This is a genomic window from Microbacterium sp. SW12 (assembly GCF_055391095.1).
This window is the reverse complement of record NZ_AP024335.1, coordinates 1,853,693-1,873,369: the sequence shown is the minus strand read 5'-3', so window position 1 is coordinate 1,873,369 and position 19,677 is coordinate 1,853,693. Positions and strand designations below refer to the sequence as shown.

Sequence of the window (19,677 nt, the reverse complement as noted above, 5' to 3'; positions counted from 1 at the left end):
TCAGGGGCGGCGCCCCAGCAGCGCATCGACCGCCGCCGTCACAAAAGACGCGGCAGCTCCGATAGCCAGTGCGACCCCGGCGGCGACGGGGGAGAGCGATCCTCCCTCGAACGGCGGGAGCACGAACATGACGAACGATGCGACAGTCAGCATCCCGCCGAGGATCACGGTCGAGACGCGACGGATGACGCCCGTGACGACCCGGCGATCACGATCGTCGGCGAACAGCCGGATCTTGACGGTGAGTTTGCCGTCGGCAAGATCGCCGACGATGGTCTCGATCCGATCGGGGAGTCGCCGGAGGCGCGGGAATGCGCCGAGCGCGGACCGCCCGATCGCCCCTGCCAGAGCCCGCGGGCGCAATTGGGAGAGGATGAGCGCCTGCGCTGCGTCGCGGGACTCGCCGATGACATCCATCGTCGGTGCCGCAGTGCGCAGGGTCCCCTCGAGGATCGCGAAAGCGCGGCCGGCGGCGACGAGGTCTGCGGGGAGGGCGCTGCCATAGCGGGTGAACAGGTCGCTGGCGTTGTCGATGGTTCGGAGGGTGATGCGGGAGCCGCTGCCGAGATCGTGGGTGACGAACTCCGCGAGCGCGCGCCGGAATCCGGGCTCGTCGGCGGGGTTTGCCAACGGCATGATCGCCAGCGCGGCATCCGCGACCCGGCGTGTGTCGCCCTGCAGGAACGCGATCGCGAGGTCCTGCACCGTCTGGCGCAGATCCCGGTCGAGCCGCCCGACCGACCCGAAGTCGATGAGGGTCGACGTGCCGTCGGGGTCGATGATGACGTTTCCCGGATGCAGGTCGGCGTGAAAGACGCCGTCGATCACGAGCTGGCGCAAGAAGCTGCGCAGAACCGTGCGCAGGGCATCCTCGATCTCATCGGTCTGCCCCTCCCGCCGCAGCGCGGTGATCGTCTCGCCGTCGATGAACTCCATCGTGAGCACGCGATCGGTGGACAGATCGGGGAAGAACCGCGGGATGCGCACCTCGTCACGAGCCGACCGCGCCGACTGGGCGAGGCTCTCGAGGTTGCTTGCCTCACGCGCGAAATCGGCCTGATTGCGCAGATCCTGGGCATACTGCTTCGCGATGTCGAGCGCACCGAACTGGCGGGCCTGCTTGATGCGACGCGTCGCCCAGCCAGCCAGGCGCAGCATGATGTCGATGTCGCAGTCCAGCAGGGCACGGATGCCGGGGCGCTGCACCTTCACGGCCACGACGGTGCCGTCATCCAGCGTCGCCCGGTGGACCTGGGCGATGGATGCGGCAGCCAGCGGCTCCACGTCGAAGGTTGCGAAGCGGCCGCGACGCTCGCCGAGTTCGCGCTCGAGGAGTTCTTCGATCTGTGCGGCCGGCGCGGGGTTGACTTCCTTCTGCAGGCGCGAGAGCTCGCGAACCCATTCGGCCGGCAGGATGTCGTCGCGTGTCGAGAGGAGCTGTCCGGCTTTGATGAAGCCGCCACCTGCTTCTTCGAGCGCTTCGCGAAGCCCTCGTGCCTGGCGCGCACGGAGATCCGCTGTCGCCGGGTCGTAGCTGAAGTCGAGCTTGCGGAAGGGGAGGAGGCCGTGGCGCCTGGCCAGACCCCAGATCTGCCGGAACCGGGCGCGACGCTGTCGCCAGGTCAGGGGCTTCTCGCCCGCCGCCGCAGCGGCGAGGTCGGAGAATCGGGGCGGCGCGAACAGCGACGAACTCACGGTTCGATTCTTCCGTGTCTTGCGGTGCCCCGGGTCAACCGGGTTACGGTGTGGCCATGACCGATACGGATGCTGCGACCTCGACCTCCCTCACGTCGGGATCAGTTCTTCCCGGTGTGGAGATCATCGCCGCCATCCGCCGGGTTGCTACCGTGACGGCTCTTGCTCTCATGGTCTACGTGACGTTCACGCGAGGCAGCGCTGGCACATGTGCCGGCGGGATCGGGGCAGACGGGGGCTACATCGATTCGAACGGCAACCCGACCGACACGGTGCCGCAGTGCATTTCGCTGACGCTGGAGCCGAGCCCGTTTGTCATCGTCGCTGGCGTCCTGGTCTTCATCGTTGCGCTCACTCTCGTGATTCGACGGGCGCAGAGTGTTCCGGCGGCGTTGCGGATCCTCGACCGCGCGACCATTATGATCCTCGCTATCGCCGCGGTGTCGCTGGTCGTCTCGCTTGTCTGGTTCGGACTCCTCCCCATTCGGGACTGGAGCCCTGACAGCGAGTGGGGGTTCCTCTTCCCCTTCCCGTTCGGGGCGTTCGACCTGTCGATCAGCTCGATGTCGGCATCCGTTAGCGGCTAGATCAGACCCGGTCGCGCCGCGGGGTGGCGAACCACGTCGCGAGGATGAACGCCCCGACCAGGCCGAAGACCAGCCACGTCAGCGCGGCACCGACCCATCCGGTGACGAAGAAACCGAACATGAGCGCTGCGAACCACAGCAGCGCCACCAGCGCGACCGTCATGAGGGTCAGCAGGATGCCGCGCAGCGGCGCCCGTGCGAAGAGGCCGAAGCCCCACGCGGTGCGCTGCGGAACTCCGAAGACGGCAGGCAGCATGATGGCAGCGACCGCGAGCGCGGGAATCACGAGCCACGACGCGGTCAGAGCGCTCGCCGAGACGGCCACCGTGAGCAGCAGCACCGCAAGCCATTCCGCCCAGGTCGGCCATCGCCTGCCGGCGTCGAGCGCAGACCGGAACGCGGCCGCAACCAGCGCGACGCTGACAACGATTCCAGCGAGCGAGACGAGCGCAAGCAGCACGAAGACGACGGATGCCGCGGGCGTGACAAACGGCACCACGAGCAGCACCTGCACCGCGGTGTTCAGCAGGGCGACAGGGACCCACACCCGCCACGCGCGGCCGAGCAGCATCCACGCGCTCACAGGTCACCTCGCACGGCGTCATCCAGGATGTCCCAGTACTTGCCGCTGTAGATCGTCTCGTCGCCGACCGTCACCGTCACCGTGTCGGTCGCGTCGGCGGGCGAGGTGACGGTGATCGTTTCGCCGTCTGCCGTCTCGCCCGTGCACGACACCGCCTCGCCGTCCTGCTCACACACCGGCGCGACGAGGACGTCGATGTTCTTCGCGAGCAGGATGTCGATAGCGGCGTACCGAACCTCGGTCAGGTGGTTCCCGCCGACCGGTGCCAGAGCCTCGACCTGCGAGCATCCGGCCACCGCCAGCATGCTCGCCGCGAGCACGGATGCCGTGATCAGTCGCCGCTTCACAGTCCACGCTCCGTCTCGTACGCCAGGATCCGTGCGTTCTCTGTCAGGTGCTGCTTCTCGAGCGCGGCATCCGTGATTCGCGACAGATCGAACGGGGCCTTCAGGAGTAGCTCGGTGTTGCGATCCAGCGGCGAGCCCCGGCGCATCATGGGGCTTTCTGCCCAGTCGTTCGAGGCGAACTCGCGCGAGCGCGACGCGAGGTCGGCGACGCTGCCGCTGGAACCGGGAACGGCGGGGGAGGCGTGATCGAGCACCGTCGTGAACAGCGACAGGGTGCCGTCGCGGTTGTCGACGATCTCGACCACCTGCTGCTGCTGCGGGAAGTCGATGCACGATGCCGTCGTGATCTCCCAGAAGCCGCGCTCGCCGTCCGCGTGCGCGAGGACCTGATTCAGGTGCGTGTGGCCGTTCAGCCAACCGATCACGACGGGGTACTTCAGCAGCATCGCGACGAACTCCTCGGCGCCGTAGAGCTTCTGCGGGTCATCGAAGCGCTGCGCCTTGTTCTCGAGCGTGAGGCTGTTGTGGTGGCTGAAGATCAGGACGAGCTTGTTCTCGGCCTGCGCCTGCTGCAGCTGCGTTTCGAGCCAGCGGAACTGCACCTCGGGAACCGCGCCGTCGGGCCCCGCGACCTGATTGCACGTGTCGAGGCCGAAACCACGGACGTTCGGTGACAGGTCGGCCGACCACCAGGTCTCGCCCGAGTCGACGTTGTGTTGGGTGAAGCCGTGGCCCACGGGGCCGGGCGTCGGCTGGGTGTTGAAGTGTTCGGCCATGAACTCGCGCTGTTCGAACAGGTAGCGCTCGGGGCTGGCGGCGACCTCCTTGAAACCGGGCCGACCCCACGCGAGCCCCGGCGCATCGACTGCCTGCTGCAGGATGCCGGTGGCAGCGGCCCACCCGCCGAGGGCCATTCCCGCCGTACCCTCGAGGGCGTAGGACTTCTGGGCGCCGATCGCCAGGGCAGCAGCACCAGCCCCCGCACCGTAGGCGACGTGGAGAACCATCGACCATCGGTCGACGGGGCGCGTCCGACGGCGCCGCGTGCTGCGCGGGAGAGCATCGAACCTGGCATGCGGCAAGCACACCAGAGCGCAGAGGATTGCACGAGCGGCTTGACAGCTCAGATGCGGGCGCCCCGGCAGTTCCAGCCCGCGCTCAGGCGTCGGGTCGTTCGATCAGCACGAGACCCTGCTTGGTCAGAGCGAGAGTCACCCAGCCGTCGCCGAACAGGTAGGTCATCCCGTACCCGTCCTCATCGACCGCGACGGCGTATTGCGGGTCTGTCGTGATGTAGGTGCCTTGGGCGCCGTCCTCGCGCAGCCAGCCCTGACCGATGAGGTCGGCCTGCAGGCGCGTTGCCTCGCTGGCGGCGATCGGGGCCCAGCCGAAGACCAGCAGGTTGTCAGTCGCTGGGCCGTCGAAGTCAGCCCAGGTGCACTGCAGGCCACCCTCGACGACCGTCGCGCCGACGAGGAAGTCGTCGGCGCGCGAGGTCCAGCCGTAGCTGGTGAGCTCGTCGACGAGCGAGGCGGAGATGAGTGTGTCGCACGATGGTGCTGACGCCTCCGCGGTGGCGCTGGGGGAGGCATCCGGGGTCTCGACCGGAGCTGCTGGCGGGGCCGATTCTGTGGTCGTTGGTGTGGGAGAGGGTGCGGGACCTGTCGAGCAGGCGGCAAGGGCCAGTGCGCCCAGCAGGATTGGAGCCAGGAGGGTCGTGTGCAACGCTCGTGAGGTCATGACGCTGCCTCATCGCCACGGAGAAGGTCGATGAAGGCATCGTGCAGGATGCCGTTGGTGGCGATGCCCGACCGATCGCTTAGGGTGTGGGTTCCGTCGACCGCAGTGAACCTGCCACCGGCTTCGTGCAGGATCGGCACGTAGGGAGCGATGTCGTATTCCTTCACGCCGAACTCGGCGACCATCTCGAGGCGGCCTTCGGCAAGCAGCATGTAGGGCCAGGCGTCACCGTATCCGCGATCGCGCCAGACGGCGCGGGTCAGACGGATGAGGTCATCGACGCGGCCCGCCTCGTCCCACTGGCCGATGCTTTGAAAGCTGACGCTCGCACGATCGAGGGAGTCGATGTCTGAAACCTGTAGTCGAGTCGCCTCGCCCGAGGGGGTCGAGGTCCACGCGCCGAGCCCGGTGGCGCCCCACCAGCGTCGCCCGATCGCGGGCTGACTGACCACACCGACGCGGGGAACGCCGTCGATCGCGAGGGCGACGAGCGTCGCCCACATCGGGATGCCCTTGAGGTAGTTGGCTGTTCCGTCGATCGGATCGATAATCCACTCCCGTGCGGCGTTGCCGGATGATCCGAACTCCTCGCCGAAGATCCCGTCATCGGGACGCTCGGCCTCGAGGACGTCGCGAATGGCCCGCTCGGTCGCCAGATCGGCCTCCGTCACGTACGTGGCATCCGGCTTGACACGGATGTCGAGATCCGCGGCGTCAAAGCGTGCCATCGACACGGCGTCAGCGGCATCCGCGAGCCGCAGCGCGAGGCTCAGCTCTGTCGAGAGATCGCCGTCGAAGGGTGCGTCAAAGCTGTTCATCGCGGGAGAGAAGCTCACAGACCAAGGATAGGCGGCGGCGCCTCCCGCGATTTCTCGGTGACGTAATCGTGATGCTAGAGTTGACCCTCGGTTCGCCGCGCAATCTGAGCGTCGCAAACCTCTGCACCTCTAGCTCAATCGGCAGAGCAACTGACTCTTAATCAGTGGGTTCAGGGTTCAAGTCCCTGGGGGTGCACCACCTCGTCAGTGCTGTCTCGTGTTCGTTCTTCGACGCGCACCGCTGCAGCGTCCTCCTTGCGTGAGAGTGCTCTCACATAGCGTTCGCATAGCCGGCGCTAAAGGTAGATTCGTTATCAGAGCAACACCTTCACGATATTCGGGTAATCGCGAAGAAGGCGGCCCGGGTGAGAGTTTCTCCCCGGGCCGCATTTCTGTCTTCGCGCGAATCTGGCGCGCAGGATGCCTCAGCCGGCGTCTCCGATGAGCACTGCCGCGCCTTCCTCCTGAACATCGGCGACGTGACCGTCGATGCGGGTAAGGGCTCCGCGCCCGAGCAGGATGATCAGTCCCGACACCAGAACCGCGACGGCGGCGACGTAGTAAGGCACGCTCGCCGAGAACGCGTGCCACAGCAGGGCGGCAAGCGGGGGAGCAGCCGCACCGCCGAGGAAGCGCACGGCAGAGTAGGCCGACGACGCGACGGCTCGCGGGTGGTCTGTGGCTTCCATGACCGACTCGGTGAGAACCGTGTTCATGACGCCAAGAAGGAGGCCGCCGATGACGATGCAGGTGACAAGCGCCGCCGCCGACGAGACCAGCAGCCCCGCGGCCAGAAGGTCCGCGGCAAGCAGCACGAGCGTGCCCTGCATGATCGTGGTGCGAGGCATCCGTCGCGCGAGGGTCGGCGCGACCCAGACGCTCGTGATCGCCAGCGCAACGCCCCAGCCGAAGAAGGTCAGGCCGATCCCCATCGCACCGAACCCGAGGGGGAAGGGTGAGAAGGCAAGCAGGATGAAGAACCCGATGTTGTAGAACAGGGCAGCCGTTGCCAGCACGGCAAGGGCTGGGGTGCGCAGCGCGCGAATCGGTGCCGACAGCGGCATGGGGGTTCGCCGCTCGCCGGTCCCGCGAACAAGCACGGCGACGGCGATGAAGGCGATCGCCATCAGCGCCACCACGCCGAAGAACGGGCCGCGCCAGCTGACCTCGCCGAGAAGACCGCCGAGGAGCGGCCCGATCGCGATCCCCAGTCCGAGGGCGGCTTCGTAGAGGACGATCGCCGCGCCGCTTCCGCCAGCTGCCGCGCCGACGATGGTCGCCAGGGCTGTCGAGATGAATAGGGCGTTGCCGAGTCCCCAGCCGGCACGGAAGCCGATGATGGCGTCGACGCTGCCGGAGAGTGCGGACAGGAGCGAGAAGAGCACGATGAGCCCCAGCCCCGTCATGAGGGTGGCCTTCGTGCCGATCCGGCTCGAGACCCAGCTCGTGACGAGCATCGCAAGCCCCGTGACCAGCAGATAGCTGGTGAACAGCAGCTCGGTTTCCACGGGTGTCGCGTCGAGCGAGGCGGCGATTGCGGGCAGGATCGGGTCGACCAGGCCGATTCCCATGAATGCGACGACACAGGCGAACGCGACAGCCCACACCTGTGCCGGCTGGCGCCAGACCGACGCGACGGATGCCGGGGCGTGGGTGGATGCGGTCATTGGTTCCGTCCTGAGGCGTTGAGGGGTACATCGATCGTGCGCTCGCGCAGCAGCTGAGCGGTGCGCTCGAGCGCGGCGCGGTCATCGTCGGTGAGATCGGCGAAGAGGGGAGCGAGTGTCTCGCTCAGCTGCGCCCGCCATCGCGCGAGCGCTGCTCGTCCATCAGCGGTGATGCGCACCACGGTCGCCCGGGAGTCATCGGGATCGGGGGAGCGGGTCACGAGCGCCTCATCCGCCATCTGGCCGATCAGTCGCGTCATCCCGGGCTGTGTCGTTCGCGCTGCCGAAGCGAGCTCGCCGATCCGGAGCGCGCCGTAGCGCTCGAGAGTGGCAAGGGCCCGCCACTGCGCCGCCGGGGTGTCGTTGCCGGTGCGATGCGCCGCGATGCGACCCAGTGAGTAGGCCGCGCTGATGATCGTTTCGATGGGGCCGGCGTCTGTCACGATCTCGACTATATACCTCAGATATATAACACAGGCATGTAATCCCGATCCGGTCGCGAATCGGTAACGGATGTCGGCATCCCGCAGCCATGACTTGCCCCTTGTTCGCCCGTCGCCTACTGTAGGTGCCACCTGAATCAGCTTTCAGGTATGCCCCCTTCCAACGGTGAAAGGCACGCACATGCGGGTTACGAAGAAGTTGCTCCTGGGCACGGTGGTCGCCACCAGCGCCCTTGTTATGGCGGCCTGTGCGCCGCAGGCCGACGGCGGCGACGCCGGTGGAGACGAGACGATGGGACCCTCCGAGGTCACTGTCGGCATCGTTTCGAGCGAAAGCGGTCCGCTTGCCGGCTACGGCGAGCAGTACCTGTGCGGCTTCCGCGCGGGTATGTCGTACGCAACCGACGGCACGAACGAGATCAACGGGACGACCATCAACGTCGAATACCGCGATGACGCGGGCGATCCGGACAAGGCCGTGACCGCCGTGAAGGAACTCATCGGTGACGGCGTCAACATCATCGCGGGCACGGCATCATCGGGTGTTGCGCTCGCTGTCGCCGAGCAGGCGGCCCAGAACAAGGTGCTCTACATCTCCGGCCCCGCGGCTGCCGACGCGATCACCGGCATCAACGACTACACGTTCCGCTCGGGTCGCCAGAGCTCGCAGGATGTCGCGACCGCCGGCACCTTCCTCGACGACATTTCGGGCAAGACGGTGACCGTCTTCGCACAGGACACCGCGTTCGGGCAGGGCAACGTCGCGGCGGTCGAGACGATCCTCGGTGGCCAGGGCGCGACGGTCAACTCGGTGCTCGTGGCCGAGGACGTCACGGAGTTCACGCCGTTCGCACAGCAGGTGCTCGCCGGCAACCCCGACCTCGTGTTCGTCGCGTGGGCTGGGGCGACCTCGGGTGCGATGTGGCAGGCGATGAGCCAGCAGGGCGTGCTCGACGCGATTCCCGTCGTCACCGGGCTCGGTGACTCCGCCACGTTCGGCGCCTACGGTGAGGCATCCGAGAAGATCAACTTCCTGAACTACTACTTCCCGGGCGCCCCCGACAACGCCGTCAACACCGAGATGATCAGCCTGCTCGAAGAGGACGGCTGCACGCCCGACCTCTTCAGCCCCGACGGCTTCAACGCGGCACTCATGATCGTGCACGCGATCGATGAGGGTCAGGGCGATGTCGACGCGATGATCGCAGCCCTCGAGGGCTACTCCTTCGACGGTCCGAAGGGCACGCTGACGGTGCGCGCTGGCGACCACGCGCTGCTGCAGGAGATGTATCAGGTCAAGCTCGTCGCCGACGGCGGCAGCTTCGTTCCCGAGCTGATCGACACGGTGCCTGCCGACGCGGTAGCCCCCGCCGAAGCGCAGTAAGGCCCAGAACCAATGAGCACTCCGGTTCCGTCCGCGCCCGCGCAGCATCCGGCTCCCTCCGCCCTGCGGGTGGAGAAGCTGGGTCTGCAGATCGGCGGCGCGACGATTCTGAAGGATGTCGACGTCGATGTCGCCCCAGGTTCCCTGGTCGGCGTCATCGGGCCGAACGGCGCAGGCAAAACCACGCTGTTCAACGTCGTCTCCGGCATCATGACCCCCACAGCAGGTCGGGTCCTGATGAACGGCGAAGACATCACGAGGATGTCGGTGCCTGCCCGGGCGCGGGCGGGACTGGGGCGCACCTTCCAAACCTCGAGCCTGTTCCCCAAGCTGAGCGTGCTCGAGAACGTCCGGCTCGCCGCGCAGGTCGCGGTGGGGCGTGACTACTCCCTCTTCCACTTTCCATCGAAGAGCGGTGGCGCGAAGAAGGATGCCGCAACCCAGCGCGCCCTGCAGAATCTCGAAGAAGTGGGCCTGACCCACAAGCTCCTCACTCCGGCGGGAGACATCTCCCACGGCGACAAGCGCAAGCTCGAGATCGCGGTGCTCCTGGCCATGGATTCGAAGATCGTGCTGCTCGACGAGCCGATGGCTGGCGTCGCATCTGGCGATGTGGCGGGCCTCGTCGACAACATCCGCGAGCTGCAGGCGAGAACCGGATGCACGGTTCTCATGGTCGAACACCACATCGACGTACTGATGGGGCTCGTAGAAAAGGTGGCAGTGATGTACTTCGGCTCGATCATCGCGTTCGACTCACCCGCTGAGATCATGGCCAACCCGCTCGTGCAAAGCGCCTACCTGGGCAACGCCGCATGAGCGCCATCCTCGAAGTCAGCGACCTGCGCTGCTCGATCAGCGGCCAGCCGGTCGTCGAGAGCGTGACCTTCTCGGTCCCGGCCACCGGCATCACGGCGGTCCTCGGACGCAATGGTGTCGGCAAGACCTCGACGCTGCGCGGCATCCTGGGATTGATTCATCGCCGCGGCGAGGTGCGCCTTGCCGGAGAGCGGATCGACACGCTCCCCACCCATCGGATCGTCAAGCGGGGCGTCGGCTACGTTCCGGAAGACCGTGAGGTGTTCGCCAAGCTCACGGTCGCCGAAAATCTCGCCCTGGCCGAACGGCAGCGCAATCCGCGCCGTGAGTTCGTCGCCGAGCTCTTCCCCGACCTCGTGAACCGTCGCGACCAGATGGCCGGCACCCTCTCGGGCGGACAGCAGCAGATGGTCTCGGTCGCCCGCGCGCTCATGAACGACAACCAGCTGCTGCTGGTCGACGAACCGACCAAGGGGCTCGCCCCCAAGATCGTCACCGAGGTTGCAGACGCCCTCGAGGAGGCAGCAAAGACGGTGCCGATCCTGCTGGTGGAACAGAACCTCGAGGTCGTCAAACGACTCGCGCACGACGCGATAGTCATCGACAGCGGCCGCGTCGTCCACGTCGGGCCCGCCCGCGAGATCCTCGACGACGAGGAGCTCACCCAGCGACTGCTCGGTGTTCATGCCGAGCGGCCCGCGGATCCCAAGCCTGCACCGTCCTCGGAGGCCCACTCGTGAGCACCATCATCCTGACCCTGGTGACCGGTGTCGGTCTCGGGGCCCTCTACTTTCTCGTCGCCTCGGGCCTGAGTCTGATCTACGGCCTCATGCACGTGCTCAACTTCGCGCACGGGGCGTTCCTGACTCTGAGTGCTTTCCTCGGATGGATGGTCGCGCAGGCGCTCGGGACCGAGTCGTGGTGGTCGTTTCTCGTCTCGATCCTTGTCGGCGCTGCGGTCGGCGCTCTGTTTGCAACCCTGACCGAACTCGTGCTGATCCGCCCGCTCTATGAGCGACACATCGAGCAAGTGCTCGTCACGGTCGGACTCTCATTCGCCGCGGTCGCCCTGTTCGAAGGGGTGTGGGGCACCGACGCGATTCCGATCTCGGGTCCACCCTGGCTCAAGGAGACCACCGAGATCCTCGGAGCCCGGATCCCCAACGTGTACTGGATCCTGATGCTCGCCGCGGGGCTCGTGCTGGCAGCACTGGTGCTGTTCCTCCAGAAGACGCGGTACGGCATGATCATCCGCGCTGGCGTCGAGAACCGTTCGATGGTGACGGCTCTCGGAATCGACGTGCGGCGCTCCTTCACTCTCGTCTTCGCGATCGGCGGGGCAGCTGCCGGCATCGGCGGCGTGCTGGCGATGCACTACTCGACGTTCGTGTCAGCGCACCTCGGATCCACGCTGCTGATCTTCGCGTTCATCGTCACGGTCGTCGGTGGTCTCGGCTCGCTGACCGGGGCCGCAGTGGCATCCGTGCTGGTTGCCGTGTTGCAGCAGTTCGCGAACTTCTACCTCGGCGGCACCGGAGACTTCATCGTCGTCATCCTGCTGGCGGTCGTGCTGCTCGTGCGACCTTCTGGACTCCTCGGGAGGAAGGCATGAGCATCCGTCGATACTGGCCGGCGCTCGTCGGCGTCGGGCTCGTGATCTTCATGGCGGTGCTGCCGCTCCTGAACATCTCGATCCCCGGCATCCTGCCTACCCCCACCTACCAGCCGGGAACCCTGGCGCTGCTCTCGCTGTGCATGGTGTTCGCATCCCTCGCGCTGTCGTACAACCTGCTGCTGGGCACGTCCGGGATGCTGTCGTTCGGGCACGCGCTCTACTTCGGCGCCGGCGCGTATGGCCTCGGCATCGCGCTCGAGCACTTCGGGGTGCCGCTCTTTCCCGGCGTGTTCGCGGCCCTCATCGGCGGGATGATCATCGCCTTCGTCACGGGTGCTGTCGCGATGCGCGTCTCAGGGATTCCCTTCGCGATGGTCACGCTCGCTTTCGCTCAGGCAGGCTCCGTGCTCGTGCGTCGCAACTCCGCGATCACCGGCGGTGAGGAGGGTCTGAGCCTGAACACCGACCAGGTCCCGGACTTCCTCGTCGGCGTGATCAACACGCGAAACCTGTACTGGTTCGCCCTGGCGGTGCTGGTGATCGTGTACCTGGTGACGCTCTGGGTCGACACCTCTCGCCTCGGGCACCTCGCCCGGGCCACCCGCGAGAACGAGCAGCGGGTGCGGGTCCTGGGCCTTCGGCCCTACCGGGTGCGACTCATCGTCTTCGTGATCGCCGCGGTGCTCGCGAGCCTTGCCGGGGTGGCGTACATGCTGCTGCAGTCGGGAACGGTGCCGCGGTCCGTCTCCGCCGATCTCACCATCACCGTGCTGGTCATGGTCGTCCTCGGCGGGGTCGGATTCCGGTGGGGTGCGATCGTCGGGGAGTGCTGTACACCCTGCTCGATCAGCGGCTCACGGTCCTCGCCGGGTCCGAGGCCATCGAGTCGCTCCCGGATTTCCTGCGCATTCCGCTGTCGGAGCCGCTGTTCCTGCTCGGTGCGCTGTTCATCATCGTGGTGATGTTCCTCCCCGGGGGCATCGCCGGCACGATCGATGGCTGGTGGCGTCGTCGTCACGGCGAACGTCACGTGCGCGATAGTCTGCGGAGCATCGACGACGCGGAGGCAGATGCCGATGCGGTCGGTGCCTCGGAGGTTCGAGCGTGAGCAACGACGTACAAGACGAGTCGCACACGATCGGCCGGTGGCTGGTCGAGCGCGCCGCGCACACACCGCATCGTGTTGCGATCGACGATCGCGGGGTGACGATCACCTACGGCGAGCTGGCCGACCGGGCGCGAGAACTCGCCGAGAGCCTCGCAGGAGCGGGCTTCGGCCCGGGAACGCGCATCGCAACGCTCGCGGGAAACTCCATCGACCACGTCGTGCTCTTCTTCGGATGCGCGCTTGTCGGTGTCGCGTTCGTTCCGCTCTCGTGGCGTCAGAGCACGCGTGAGCTCGTCGACACGCTCGGCCGCAGCGACCCCCAGCTGCTGGTGGTCGATGACGAGTTCGCCGCGTCCGCGGCCGACGCCATCCGTGAACTGGCGGAGCCTCCGCTGGTTGCCGCCCTGGGGACTGCCGGCATTGAGCGCGCCGTCCCCCCGGCGCGCGACCCGCGGCCAGCCCGCGCGGTCCGCGACGATGACCCTTTGCTGATCGTGTTCACGTCGGGGAGCGAAGCTGCGCCCAAGGGCGTCATCCTCACCCACGCCAACTGCTTCTGGAACAACCTGGCCCTCGGGCGCGCGCTGCCACTGGGTGAGGGGGATGTCGTTCTCACCGTCTTGCCGCAGTTCCACGTTGCGGCGTGGAACTGCCAGCCGCTGCTCGCGTGGTGGGGCGGCGCGACTGTCGTGCTGGAGCGTTCGTTCGACACCGAGCGCGTGCTGCAGCTCATCCGAGAGCGCCGGGTCACCGCGATGATGGGCGTTCCGACGCAGTATGCGATGCTCGCCGAATCCCGAGGGTGGGACGCCAGCGATCTGTCGTCGATCCGCCTCGCGCTCGTGGGTGGAGCCACCCTACCCAGCGCGGTTCGAGACGCGTGGCACGCCCGCGGCGTTGAGCTGGTCCAGGGTTACGGACTCACCGAAGCAGGCCCCAATGTGCTGCACTGCCCGACCGGCAGCGCCGGCGGCCACGAGGGCGCGGTGGGGCGACCGTATCCTCACGTCAGCGTCCAGGTCGTCGACCCCCACACGCTGCTTCCGCTCCGCGGGGACGCGACGGGGGAGCTCTGGGTCCGAGGACCGAGCGTGTTCGCGGGCTACCTCGGTGACCCGGATGCCACCGCGCGGGCCATGCACGGCGACTGGTTGCGCACCGGCGATCTCGTCCACCGCGACCGAGACGGCGTCTTCACCGTCGTCGACCGGCTCAAAGACATCTTCATCTCCGGCGGCGAGAACGTCGCCCCCGCCGAGGTCGAGCACGCGCTGTGTCTGCACCCTCTGGTGAGCGGCGCAGCCGTGGTCGGCGTCCCCGATCCGGTGTGGGGCGAACGGGGCGTCGCCTTCGTCACGATTCGCGCGGGAGCGGTCATTTCTCGCGACGAGATCCTCGCGCACGCCCGGCGCACCCTTGCGGCCTTCAAAGTCCCCATTGCCGTCGAGGTCGTCGAACGACTGCCCCGATCCTCGATCGACAAGTTGGCGAGGTCGCGGCTGCGTGAGCGTGCCAGAGCGACCGTGGCATCGACTCAGGAGGTGTCGCATGAGCGTTCCCATTGAGGACGAGGACGTCACGCCGGTCTCGTCGGCGACAGGCCGGCCGTTGACCAAGCGGGGCGAGGCCACGCGGAGCCGGCTGCTCGAGGCGGCCGAGACGGTGTTCGCCGATCAGGGGTACCACGAGGCATCCATCGTCAAGATCACCGAGCGCGCCGGTATCGGGCTCGGAACGTTCTATCTGTACTTCGACAGCAAGCAGACGATCTTCGAAGCACTCGTGATCGATCTGAACCGGCGGGTACGGCACTCGATGTCGGAGGCGATGGCAGGAGCGTCGAGCCGTCTTGAAGCCGAACGCGCGGGGTTTGCCGGGTTCTTCCGCTTCACTGCGGCGCATCCCGCGTTGTACCGGGTTGTGCGCGAGGCAGAGTTCGTCTCACCCGACACTCTGCGACTGCATTACACGCGCATCGTCGAGGGGTATGAGGCGGGGCTCCGTGCCGCCCAGGGAAGCGGGGATGTCGATCGCGCGCTCGATCCCGAGGTCACGGCGTGGGCGCTCATGGGCATGGGAGAGCTCATCGGCATGCGGTTCCTGCTCTGGGAACGGGATGCCGAGGGCAGGCCGCCTGCCGAGCTGGACCCCGCCGTGATGGCGTCGATGTCGACGCTCATCGACAACGCGCTCGCTCCCCGAGCGGAACCGAAGAAGGAGGAGCCTCGATGACCGAGAACGACCTTGCGGGGCGACGCGCCCTGGTCACCGGCGGCGCGAGCGGCATCGGTTTCGCATGCGCGACAGAGTTCGCCTCTCGGGGCGCAAGTGTCGTCGTTGCCGACCTCAACGCGGACGCCGCTCACGCGGCTGCCGAACAGATCGGCGGCGAAGCCTGGGTCGTCGACCTCTCCGAGACCGAAGCGCTCGATGACCTGAGCCTCGAGGTCGACATCCTGGTCAACAATGCCGGCATCCAGCGGGTGAGTCCCATCGCCGAGTTCGACCCGGCGACCTACCGGATGATGATGCGCCTCATGCTCGAATCGCCGTTCCTGCTGGTGCGTGCCGCGCTGCCGCACATGTACGCGAACGGATGGGGCAGGGTCGTCAACATCTCCAGCGCCCACGGGCTGCGCGCCAGTCCCTACAAGGTCGCCTACGTCGCGGCAAAGCACGGCCTGGAGGGACTGTCGAAGGTGACAGCGCTTGAGGGCGGCCCGCACGGTGTCACCAGCAACTGCATCAACCCGGCCTATGTGCGAACCCCGCTCGTCGAGAAGCAGATCGCCGACCAGGCGAAGGTGCACGGTATCCCCGAAGACGAGGTCGTCGAGAAGATCATGCTCACCGAGACCGCCGTCAAGCGTCTCGTGGAGTCTGACGAAGTTGCATCCCTGGCCGGCTGGCTCGTCTCAGACAAGGCCGGGATGGTCACTGGCGCCTCCTACACGATGGACGGCGGGTGGACCGCACGATGAGCGCGCACACCTATCGCACTGTCGACGTCGTCGTCCCCGGGGTGACCTGCACGTTGGTGTCTGGGATCCGGTGGCCCCGCAGACCGGCCAGGTGCTGCTGGTCCACGGCGTCACCTCGTCGCACCTGGCCTGGCCGTTCGTCGTCGAGGAGCTCCCCGGGATTCGCGCGATCGCGCCAGACCTTCGTGGGCGCGGACGCAGCAACGAGGTAGCCGGGCCAGCTGGGCTTGCTGCGCACGCGGACGACCTGGCCGCTGTGCTCGATCACCTCGGCATTGAGAAAATCCCGGTCGTCGGGCATTCGATGGGCGCTTTCGTGTCTGTCGTGTTCGCTCACCGGCATCCGTCGCGGGTCGAAAGCCTGCTTCTTGTCGATGGTGGGTTGCCCCTCGACGTTCCACCGGGGTTGGATGCGGATGCCGTCGTCGCGCATGTCCTCGGCCCCACCGCGGCGCGCCTGTCGATGCGGTTCGGATCCATCGATGACTATCTCGAGTTCTGGCGGCCCCACCCCGCCTTCGCGCAGGCGTGGTCGCCCGAACTCGAGAGCTACTTCGCCTACGACCTCGTCGATGACGGGTCCGGGATGCTGCGACCGGCCACAAGCTACGAGACGATGGTCGACGACACCATCGACATGAACACGGGGTCTTCGTTGCCGGACGCACTCGCCGATCTGCAGCATCCGACAACCCTTATCACGGTGCCGCGGGGATTGCAGGGTGAGGAGCCGGGGCTGTACGCACCGGAGTACCTCGAGGGGGTCCTCGCGACGTATCCGAGCATCGAGCACACGCGGCTCGATGACCTCAACCACTACACGATCGCGATGAGCGCGCAGGGTGCGCGCGTCGTCGGTGAGGCGGTGCGTTCGGTGCTCGCCCAGCCGCGCAGCGTTGCGTGACCAGCACCGGCGCGCAGCGTTGCGTGACGTCGTGGATCGATCACTGGCGGCCGCGTGCTGACTCGAAGGCGAATCGGCGGTTGCGTGCAGCAGCAAGGACTCGTCCGATTGCCTTTATCACCTCGATGGCGAGGAAGCACGCAAGGGCATATCCAATCGCTGTCGCCCATTGCGCGAGGCTTAGCGGGACGGAGCCGAACCACGCATGGAACGGTGGCAGGTAGGTGTATCCCGTCTGGAGTGCGGCAAGTATGGCGATGGAGATCCAAATCGCGTGATTCCCGGTGAGTGCACGCAGGGTGAAGCTCGATCGGCGTAGGAGGCGAACGTTGAACAACACGGCCACCTGAGCGACCACGAGTACTGTCACTGCTTCGGCGCGCGCCGTCTCGAGGTCAGCACCGCGAGCGAGTTCGGCGAAGAAGGCAATGATCGTCGCGGCTGATACCACAATGCCCATTCCCGCGAGCATGAGCAGCTTTCCTGAGAGGATCGACTCGCCGGCGGACCGGGGTCGTCGTTTCATCGTTCCGGGCTCGACTGGTTCGTAGGCGAAGGCGAGAGAAAGGGTAACGGCGGTAACGAGGTTCACCCAGAGAATCTGAGTGGGCTGCAGAGGGTCGGGGAAGCCAACCACGACGGCGGTGAAGACGACCAGGGCTTGCCCGAGTGTCGTGGCGAGGATGAAGACCACGGACTTGCGCAGGTTGTCGTAGACGCGTCTGCCTTCGCGTACGGCTCGCTCGATGGTGGCGAAGTTGTCATCGGCGAGGACGATGTCGGAGGCGTCTTTGGCGGCTTCTGTTCCCTTCATTCCCATGGCGACGCCGACGTCGGCTCGGCTCAGCGCGGGAGCGTCGTTGACTCCGTCACCGGTCATCGCGACCACGCCACCGCGGGACTGGAGTGCAGCGACGATGCGCAGTTTGTGTTCTGGGCTGGTACGCGCGTACACGTCGACGTCCGCGACGACATCCCGCAGCTGTACGTCGTCCATCCCGTCGATCTCGGCCCCGGTCAGCACTGTCGCGCCGTCGTCGACGACCCCCATCTCGGCGGCGATGGCATGCGCGGTGCGGGCGTGGTCACCGGTGATCATCTTCACGCTCACGCCGGCCTCCTGGCATTCGGCGATCGCGGCCGTCGCTTCGGGTCGTGGCGGGTCGGCGATGGCGACGATGCCCAGCAGCACCAGTCCGCGAAGATCCTCAGACTCGACGGTCAGGACATCCGGTGACACGTCACGACGAGCTGCGGCGAGGACCCGCATTCCCTGCGCGGTGTACTCGTCGACGAGCGCCTGCCACCGGTCGTGCTCCACCGGGTCCTTCCCTCCGTCGGTGGCTCGCTGGTGCTCGCAAAGGGTGAGCAGACGGTCGGGCGCACCCTTGACGAAGATGACTTGCCTTCCCGCGATCGATCGGTTGAGGGTGGCCATGTACTTCACGCTGGCTTCGAACGGGATCTCGTCCTGGCGCGCGAAGTCGGAGGCGTCGATGCCAGCCTTGCGACCCAGGGTGATCAGTGCGCCTTCGGTGGGATCCCCCACGACCCGCCACCCGGCGGTCTCTGTGTGGTCGAGCCGCGCGTCGTTGCACAGGGTGAGCGCGAGCGCCAATTCGCGCAGATCCGGCATACCCGCGGAATCCAGGTCGCCGTTTCGCAGGATCGCTCCCGTGGGATCGTAGCCTTCGCCGGTGACCGTGTACCGGGCGGCCGCGGTGGTGGCGGCCCTCACGGTCATCTCGTTCTTGGTCAGCGTGCCGGTCTTGTCGGAGCAGATTACGGTGACCGACCCGAGGGTCTCTACCGCAGCCAGTCGGCGGGTGATCGCCCGCTGTGCAGCCATCTGCCGCACGCCCAGTGCAAGGGTGATCGTCACTACCGCCGGCAGCCCCTCCGGCACCGCGGCCACCGCAAATGCGATGGCGGATGATAGTAGCAACTCCGGGGAGTTCCCGTGCAGGATCGATCCGAGCGCGACCATCACGACGACCAGCACGAGCACGGTGACCGTCAGCTGACGTCCGAGCCGGTTGATCGAGCGGATGAGCGGGGTGTCCGTGCGCTCGACATCGCGAACCAGCTGCTGGATACGGCCGAGTTCAGTACGGATTCCGGTCGCGGTGACCACGGCCACAGCTCGTCCGGCGACCACGATCGATCCGGCGTGTATCATATTGTGCCGATCGCCGAGGGCGGCATCGTGCGGCACAGTGTCGGTGTGTTTGGCCGCAGGAACCGCTTCGCCCGTCAGCGCAGCCTCATCTGCCCGCACATCACGCGCTTCGACCAGCCTTGCGTCCGCGGGCGCTCGATCGCCGGCGTGGACTCGAATGATATCGCCGAGGACCAGCGTGGCAGCGTCGATGTCATGCCAGCTGCCATCTCGCCGCACGGTGGCGTGCGGCGAGAGCATCTTGCGGATTCCGCGCAGGGCCTTCTCGGCTTGCCCCTCCTGGACGAACCCGATGATCGCGTTGATAAGTGCGACCGCGAGGATCACCGACGCGTCGATATAGTCACGCGACGCGAGCTTGATCACCGCAGCCGCAAGCAGAACGTAGATGATTGCGTTGTTGAACTGCGCCAGGAACCGCAAGACCGGATGCGTCGGCGACGGTTCTGGCAGACTGTTCGGCCCGAAGTGCGCATGGCGCCGGTCTACCTCCCCCGAGGCGAGCCCCGCACGAGTCGTTTCGAGTCCCTCGAGCACGACACCGGCAGGGTGACCATGGGGATCGTTCGGCGAACCCGATGCCGCGGCCGGGTGATGGGTGAGTTCAGCCGGTGTCCGTCCCCGCGGCGCATGAGGCTCCCGAGACCCTTCGCGGCTCACAGCGGACATTTGATTCTGCTCCCGTCACTCCTCGTCCGGGCGTTCCTTCCACCGTGCCAAACCAGGCGGACGTGAGGTAGGGCCCATGGTCCCCGCCGATGGGACCTCCGCCCCTACCCGAGTGGCGCCCGGCAGGGGATGCTGCGA

Annotated in this window: 18 protein-coding genes, 1 tRNA gene and 1 pseudogene; 11 read left to right on the top strand and 9 right to left on the bottom strand. The window is 66.9% G+C overall.

Annotated elements, in window-relative coordinates; all coding sequences use genetic code 11:
* A complete protein-coding gene (locus tag MICSW_RS09465) occupies nucleotides 1-1,695 on the bottom strand; it encodes an ABC1 kinase family protein (protein WP_292736191.1) in 1,695 nt (564 codons plus the stop codon).
* A gap of 56 nt (nucleotides 1,696-1,751) precedes the next feature.
* Here MICSW_RS09465 and MICSW_RS09460 point away from each other — a divergent pair, with 56 nt between their 5' ends.
* Nucleotides 1,752-2,282 (top strand): hypothetical protein, encoded by a 531-nt coding sequence (locus tag MICSW_RS09460; protein WP_292736194.1) that lies wholly within the window; start codon nucleotides 1,752-1,754, stop codon nucleotides 2,280-2,282.
* A 1-nt stretch (nucleotide 2,283) separates the two neighbouring features.
* Here MICSW_RS09460 and MICSW_RS09455 read toward each other — a convergent pair whose 3' ends face one another.
* From MICSW_RS09455 to MICSW_RS09435, 5 genes are all read right to left on the bottom strand, one after another.
* On the bottom strand, nucleotides 2,284-2,865 hold the full coding sequence (locus tag MICSW_RS09455) for a hypothetical protein (protein ID WP_292736198.1): 582 nt from the start codon (nucleotides 2,863-2,865) through the stop codon (nucleotides 2,284-2,286).
* Nucleotides 2,862-3,212: a hypothetical protein gene (locus MICSW_RS09450; RefSeq protein ID WP_292736201.1), complete on the bottom strand. Its 351-nt coding sequence runs from the start codon at nucleotides 3,210-3,212 to the stop codon at nucleotides 2,862-2,864. Before MICSW_RS09450 ends, MICSW_RS09455 begins: the two co-directional genes overlap by 4 nt.
* The gene (locus MICSW_RS09445; RefSeq protein WP_464495412.1) at nucleotides 3,209-4,219 is read right to left on the bottom strand and encodes a metallophosphoesterase family protein; all 1,011 of its coding nucleotides are present in this window, start codon (nucleotides 4,217-4,219) and stop codon (nucleotides 3,209-3,211) included. The genes MICSW_RS09450 and MICSW_RS09445 overlap by 4 nt, the downstream gene beginning before the upstream one ends.
* A 151-nt stretch (nucleotides 4,220-4,370) precedes the next feature.
* A complete protein-coding gene (locus MICSW_RS09440; RefSeq protein WP_228178059.1) occupies nucleotides 4,371-4,952 on the bottom strand; it encodes a hypothetical protein in 582 nt (193 codons plus the stop codon).
* On the bottom strand, nucleotides 4,949-5,770 hold the full coding sequence (locus tag MICSW_RS09435; protein WP_464498313.1) for an inositol monophosphatase family protein: 822 nt from the start codon (nucleotides 5,768-5,770) through the stop codon (nucleotides 4,949-4,951). The genes MICSW_RS09440 and MICSW_RS09435 overlap by 4 nt, the downstream gene beginning before the upstream one ends.
* Before the next feature lie 123 nt (nucleotides 5,771-5,893).
* Here MICSW_RS09435 and MICSW_RS09430 point away from each other — a divergent pair.
* A tRNA-Lys gene (locus MICSW_RS09430) sits at nucleotides 5,894-5,969 on the top strand.
* 226 nt (nucleotides 5,970-6,195) lie between these two features.
* On the opposite strand, the gene MICSW_RS09425 is transcribed toward MICSW_RS09430, so the two are convergent.
* Nucleotides 6,196-7,437, bottom strand: coding sequence for an MFS transporter (locus tag MICSW_RS09425; RefSeq protein WP_464495408.1), 1,242 nt, complete (start codon nucleotides 7,435-7,437; stop codon nucleotides 6,196-6,198).
* Nucleotides 7,434-7,880 (bottom strand): MarR family winged helix-turn-helix transcriptional regulator, encoded by a 447-nt coding sequence (locus MICSW_RS09420; RefSeq protein ID WP_292733487.1) that lies wholly within the window; start codon nucleotides 7,878-7,880, stop codon nucleotides 7,434-7,436. The genes MICSW_RS09425 and MICSW_RS09420 overlap by 4 nt, the downstream gene beginning before the upstream one ends.
* Nucleotides 7,881-8,061: 181 nt before the next feature.
* Here MICSW_RS09420 and MICSW_RS09415 point away from each other — a divergent pair, with 181 nt between their 5' ends.
* From MICSW_RS09415 to MICSW_RS09375, 9 genes and pseudogenes are all read left to right on the top strand, one after another.
* On the top strand, nucleotides 8,062-9,264 hold the full coding sequence (locus MICSW_RS09415) for a substrate-binding domain-containing protein (protein ID WP_292733505.1): 1,203 nt from the start codon (nucleotides 8,062-8,064) through the stop codon (nucleotides 9,262-9,264).
* 12 nt (nucleotides 9,265-9,276) lie between these two features.
* A complete protein-coding gene (locus MICSW_RS09410) occupies nucleotides 9,277-10,083 on the top strand; it encodes an ABC transporter ATP-binding protein (protein WP_292729717.1) in 807 nt (268 codons plus the stop codon).
* Nucleotides 10,080-10,823 carry an ABC transporter ATP-binding protein gene (locus tag MICSW_RS09405; RefSeq protein WP_292729721.1) on the top strand — a complete coding sequence of 248 codons (744 nt, stop codon included), beginning with the start codon at nucleotides 10,080-10,082 and terminating at the stop codon, nucleotides 10,821-10,823. The genes MICSW_RS09410 and MICSW_RS09405 overlap by 4 nt, the downstream gene beginning before the upstream one ends.
* Complete coding sequence (locus MICSW_RS09400) at nucleotides 10,820-11,695, top strand: branched-chain amino acid ABC transporter permease (protein WP_228178065.1); 876 nt, start codon at nucleotides 10,820-10,822, stop codon at nucleotides 11,693-11,695. Before MICSW_RS09405 ends, MICSW_RS09400 begins: the two co-directional genes overlap by 4 nt.
* Nucleotides 11,692-12,806: pseudogene (locus MICSW_RS09395) on the top strand (branched-chain amino acid ABC transporter permease). The gene MICSW_RS09400 and the pseudogene MICSW_RS09395 overlap by 4 nt, the downstream one beginning before the upstream one ends.
* Nucleotides 12,803-14,371, top strand: coding sequence for a class I adenylate-forming enzyme family protein (locus tag MICSW_RS09390; protein WP_292729729.1), 1,569 nt, complete (start codon nucleotides 12,803-12,805; stop codon nucleotides 14,369-14,371). Before MICSW_RS09395 ends, MICSW_RS09390 begins: the two are co-directional and overlap by 4 nt.
* Entirely contained in the window at nucleotides 14,355-15,038 is a 684-nt protein-coding gene (locus tag MICSW_RS09385; protein WP_292729732.1) for a TetR/AcrR family transcriptional regulator, read from the top strand. The genes MICSW_RS09390 and MICSW_RS09385 overlap by 17 nt, the downstream gene beginning before the upstream one ends.
* Nucleotides 15,035-15,787, top strand: a complete 753-nt coding sequence (locus tag MICSW_RS09380) for a 3-hydroxybutyrate dehydrogenase (RefSeq protein WP_292733491.1) — start codon at nucleotides 15,035-15,037, stop codon at nucleotides 15,785-15,787. The genes MICSW_RS09385 and MICSW_RS09380 overlap by 4 nt, the downstream gene beginning before the upstream one ends.
* Before the next feature lie 70 nt (nucleotides 15,788-15,857).
* Nucleotides 15,858-16,691 carry an alpha/beta fold hydrolase gene (locus MICSW_RS09375; protein ID WP_464495400.1) on the top strand — a complete coding sequence of 278 codons (834 nt, stop codon included), beginning with the start codon at nucleotides 15,858-15,860 and terminating at the stop codon, nucleotides 16,689-16,691.
* Between the two features lie 40 nt (nucleotides 16,692-16,731).
* Here MICSW_RS09375 and MICSW_RS09370 read toward each other — a convergent pair whose 3' ends face one another.
* Nucleotides 16,732-19,539 carry a cation-translocating P-type ATPase gene (locus MICSW_RS09370; protein ID WP_464495396.1) on the bottom strand — a complete coding sequence of 936 codons (2,808 nt, stop codon included), beginning with the start codon at nucleotides 19,537-19,539 and terminating at the stop codon, nucleotides 16,732-16,734.
* Nucleotides 19,540-19,677 lie beyond the last annotated feature (138 nt).